Source organism: Leifsonia sp. HAY1-4F (assembly GCF_056755275.1).
Genome location: NZ_JBNDHX010000170.1, coordinates 1 through 4,183, shown reverse-complemented (window position 1 = coordinate 4,183; position 4,183 = coordinate 1). Strand labels below are relative to the sequence as shown.

At 71.6% G+C, this 4,183-nt stretch carries 6 protein-coding genes; 3 read left to right on the top strand and 3 right to left on the bottom strand.

Annotated features, from left to right (window positions below; translation table 11 throughout):
* The 3 genes from ACPYOG_RS18775 to ACPYOG_RS18765 all read right to left on the bottom strand — a co-directional run.
* The coding region (locus ACPYOG_RS18775) for an NAD(P)/FAD-dependent oxidoreductase (RefSeq protein ID WP_481295661.1) at positions 1 to 758 on the bottom strand (758 nt) is incomplete at its 3' end.
* Positions 759 to 869: 111 nt separating this feature from the next.
* Positions 870 to 1,136, bottom strand: a complete 267-nt coding sequence (locus tag ACPYOG_RS18770; RefSeq protein WP_481295660.1) for a hypothetical protein — start codon at positions 1,134 to 1,136, stop codon at positions 870 to 872.
* Between the two features lie 108 nt (positions 1,137 to 1,244).
* The gene (locus ACPYOG_RS18765) at positions 1,245 to 1,583 is read right to left on the bottom strand and encodes a hypothetical protein (protein ID WP_481295659.1); all 339 of its coding nucleotides are present in this window, start codon (positions 1,581 to 1,583) and stop codon (positions 1,245 to 1,247) included.
* Between the two features lie 102 nt (positions 1,584 to 1,685).
* Here ACPYOG_RS18765 and ACPYOG_RS18760 point away from each other — a divergent pair, with 102 nt between their 5' ends.
* The 3 genes from ACPYOG_RS18760 to ACPYOG_RS18750 are packed head-to-tail and all read left to right on the top strand — an operon-like array spanning position 1,686 to position 3,984.
* On the top strand, positions 1,686 to 2,297 hold the full coding sequence (locus ACPYOG_RS18760) for a flavodoxin family protein (RefSeq protein ID WP_481295658.1): 612 nt from the start codon (positions 1,686 to 1,688) through the stop codon (positions 2,295 to 2,297).
* Between the two features lie 41 nt (positions 2,298 to 2,338).
* On the top strand, positions 2,339 to 3,130 hold the full coding sequence (locus ACPYOG_RS18755) for a putative protein N(5)-glutamine methyltransferase (protein WP_481295657.1): 792 nt from the start codon (positions 2,339 to 2,341) through the stop codon (positions 3,128 to 3,130).
* A 44-nt stretch (positions 3,131 to 3,174) separates the two neighbouring features.
* Complete coding sequence (locus tag ACPYOG_RS18750; protein ID WP_481295656.1) at positions 3,175 to 3,984, top strand: tryptophan-rich sensory protein; 810 nt, start codon at positions 3,175 to 3,177, stop codon at positions 3,982 to 3,984.
* Positions 3,985 to 4,183: the final 199 nt, after the last annotated feature.

The window sequence follows — 4,183 nt, the reverse complement described above, 5'->3', positions numbered from 1 at the left end:
TCGCCCGGCACCCGGAAGGCCGTGAGATACGAGCGCGACGGCTCCACCTTGGCGAAGTAGAGTCCACGGTCCAGGATGGGGGTCCCGGTCGCGAGGATCACCTGGCCGGCCCGGGACGTGCCGGACGTGCTCGTGACCACCGCCGGCTTCGCAGCGGAGACATCGGTGACGCGCTCGCCCTCCACGATCCGGCCGCCCAGCCGGCGGAACTCCGCAGCCAGTGCCGCCAGCACCTCCATGGGATGGATCTGCGCCTGGTCCGCCAGCGTCAGCGCGCCCTCGACCGGGAACGGCAACTCGGTGGTCCGCTCCTCGACCGCGTCGAGGCCGGCGATGCGGGCCGCCGCGAGCTCCGCATCCAGTCTGTCCAGTCCGTCGAGGGTGGTTGCGTAGGTGACCGCGTCCCGCAGCTGGTACGGCACTCCCTGCTCCTCGAGGAAATCGAGCAGCCAGCCATGCCCGGCCGCGTTGCCGTCGACGTAGGCGCACAGCACAGCCTCGGACGCGTGCCGGCGGATGCCGGACAACGTCGTGCCCTGCAGCAGACTGACCTTCCCGGTCGTGTTGCCGGTGGTGACCGCCCCGACCGTCCGCGCCTCGAGGACGAGCACGCGCATCCCGGAACGGGTGAGCATCAGGGCGGTCGCGAGGCCGGTCAGGCCGGCGCCGACGACGATCGTGTCGTAGTGGCCGTCCCACTCGAAGGCGTCGGTCGGGATGGGGGGCGAGGTGTCGATCCAGAGCGAGGTCGGCGGCATGAGACGAGCATCCCCCGTCGAAGGCCCGGGGGGAAGCGGTGACGTGAGGCCGTTACCGCGGCAGGGCGGGCCCGGTCAGACCCCGCTCAGGTCCCGTGGGGCCGGACGAGGTCACGCCAGGGAGTCGAAATCGAACCAGAATGCGTCGTCGTCGTCCTCGCCGGAGGCCGACCCGGAGGCGATCGGGTCACGCGGGATCGTGGCGGTCTCGATGCGCACCCGCGTCTGCGCGGTCACGAAGATCTCGCTGGGCGGCCGGCTGGACTGGGCGATGGAGACGAAGTCACCGTCGCTCCTGCTCGCCTTCACGACGCGAGCCTTGAGTTCTTCCACGGGCGCACGGTCGACGAAGGTGAACCTGAGGTCGTCGATATACACGTGGAACACCTGCATCAACCGCTCCCGCTTGTCCGTTTCTCGCCCGATAGTACGCGGCCATCCCGGTTGTTCCAGTGCAGCGGCCATCCCGGGGGACGTCAGCCGAGGTCAGAGCAGGTCGAAGTCGACGTCGGGCAGGTCCTCAGTGCCGTTCTCGACAAAGGTGGCCCGTTGCGGCCCGAGGGACGCGATCCGGTGCTCGAACTCGGCGACGAAGGGCTCGTCGCGGAGTTCCGCGCCGGTGTACGTCTCGGCTTCCGCGAGCATCTGGCTGGCCGGCCCGAGCAGGAGCAGCACCTCTCCCCGTCCGCCGTCGTCGCGAACGACGGGGGCGCGCACCTCGGCGGCCCCGTTACTGTGCGCAAGCGCCGCGGCGAAGCGCACGAGGACGTCGGCGATATCGTCCCCAGTGAGGAGGGAGCCGCTCGCGTAGTGGATGCGCTTCATCACCCATCCATACGATCACCTGGCCGAGAGGTCAAGACCGCAGGGCAAGACCGTGCAAAATCGGACCTTGCGGATCGGAGGGTCCGCGCGTTCACTCGCGGCATGACCGATGACACGCGAACATTGACCGCGCTCGCCCTCGTCTGCACCCTCAAGCCGTCGCCGAACGAGTCGAGCAGCCAGCTCCTCGCGCGGCAGCTGCTGGACGAGCTGGCGACCCACGATGTGACCGGCACGGCAGTCCGGCTGGTGGACTACGACATCAAACCGGGGGTGAGCCTCGACGAGGGCGGCGGCGACCAGTGGCCGCACCTGCGCGAGCAGATCATCGCCTCCGACATCCTCGTCATCGTCACACCCACGTGGATGGGGCACCTCTCGTCGGTCGCTCAGCGGGCACTCGAGCGACTCGACGCCGAGCTGTCGGAGACCGACGAGAACGGCCGTCCGCTCGTGGAGGGCAAGGTGGCCGTCGTGGGTGTCGTGGGCAACGAGGACGGGGCGCACGCGATCGTCGCGGACGTCTTCCAGGCGCTCAACGACGTGGGCTTCAGCATCCCGTCGCAGGGCAGCACGTACTGGAACGGCGAGGCGATGGGCTCCGTGGACTACAAGGATCTCGACGAGACGCCCGAGGCGGTCGCGCGCACCAACGCGACGGTCGCGAACAACGCGGCGCACCTCGCCCGGCTGCTCGTCGCGCGGCCGTATTGACCGGCGCCGGCGGCCGCGTCCACCACCGCTAGCATGGCCGGGTGCCGGAACCTGATCCCCGACTCGTCGCGCGCCTGCGGGCGGCGGGATGCGTCTTCGCCGAGGATGAGGCCCGCCTGCTGACCGAGGCCGCCGCCTCGGACGCCGAACTGGAGAGTCTCGTCGCGCGCCGCGTCGCCGGGGAGCCGTTGGAGCCGCTGCTGGGCTGGGTGGAGTTCTGCGGGCAGCGCATCCACGTGGATGCGGGGGTGTTCGTCCCGAGGCGGCGCACCGAACTGCTCGCCGGGCGGGCTGCCGCGCTCGCCGCTCGCGCTGCTCGCCGTCCCGGCCGGCCGGTCGTCGTGGACCTGTGCTGCGGCGTCGGCGCGATCGGCGCCGTGGTGGCCGCCCGGGTGCCGACGGCCGACGTGTACGCGGCGGACGTCGATCCTCTCGCGGTCGCCTGCGCGCGGAGGAACTTGCCCGCCGACCGGGTCTTCGAGGGCGACCTCTTCGTCGCGCTGCCGGTCGGACTGCGGCATCGGGTGGATGTGCTGGCCGTGAACGCTCCGTACGTCCCGACGGACGCCATCGCCCTGATGCCGCCGGAGGCGCGCGACCACGAGCCGGCCGCAGCGCTCGACGGAGGAGCCGACGGGCTGGAGTTCCACCGCCGCATCGCCGGGGAGGCCTCGGTGTGGCTCGCGCCCGGCGGGTCGCTGCTGATCGAAGCCGGTGAGGAGCAGGCGCCGGTCTCCGCCGCGCTCTTCGCAGCCTCCGGCCTGGATACGCGCATCGAGTCGGACGAGGAGTCCGGCGCCACGGTGGTCATCGCGTCTGCCGTCGCCGACTAGCGCATCCCTTCACCGGCGGGGCGTGCAGGGCTACCGTGCGCGACATGAGCACGCTCGCTGCCGCGCGGCCCGCACCGGCCGACCGCGTCCGTCAGACGCTGGTGATCGCGGGGACCGTCGTCGCGGTGATCGGCGCGGTGGTGGGCTCGGGACTGGCAGGAGGCACGCCCATCCCGAAGGTCGCGGGCGGCGCCCTCGGGCCGGATGCCACCCTGCTCGCGCCGGGAGGTCCGGCCTTCGCCATCTGGTCCGTGATCTACGCAGGACTCATCGCCTACGCGATCTGGCAGGCCCTGCCCTCGCAAGCGGCACGCGAACGCCAGCGCCGCGTCGGTTTCTGGATGCTGGCCTCGCTTCTGCTCAATGCCGCCTGGATCCTTTCGGTTCAGGCCGGACAACTCGGCGTGTCCGTCGTCGTCATCGCCGCGCTGCTGGTGGTGCTGTTCGCCGCGTTCGCCGTCCTTCGCATCCACCCGGCGGAGTCCCGGGTGGATGCCGTCCTGCTCGACGGCGTGGTCGGCCTGTACCTCGGCTGGGTGATCGTGGCGACGGCCGCCGACGTCGCGGCCTGGCTGCTCACCTCCGACCTGCTCCGCTTGGGCGGGAACCCGCACGCCTGGGCGATGGGGGCTCTCGCGGTTCTCGGCGTCGTGGGATGCATCCTCGCGCTGGCGGGTCGCGGGCGCTTCACCCCCGCCCTCGGGTCCGCGTGGGGCCTGGCCTGGATCGGCGTCGCGCGACTGACCGGCTCCCTCCCCTCCGCGCCGGTGGCGATCACCGCCTTCGCGGCCGCTGCGCTTCCCCTCCTCGTGGCGCTCGCCGTCCGCGTCACCCGCCGCCCCCGCACGCGCTAGCCCCCCCAGCCTCGCTCCCCACCATCGAGTACACGAAGACTGCACGCTTCGGGCGCGGTTTGCGTGCAGTCTGTGCGCTGTCTCTTATACACATCTCCGAGCCCACGAGACACTCGCTAATCTGGGGGGGGGGGTTTTTTTTGTGGGAGGGGGGGGGGGGGGGGGGGGGGGGGGGGGGGGGGGGGGGGGGGGGGGGGGG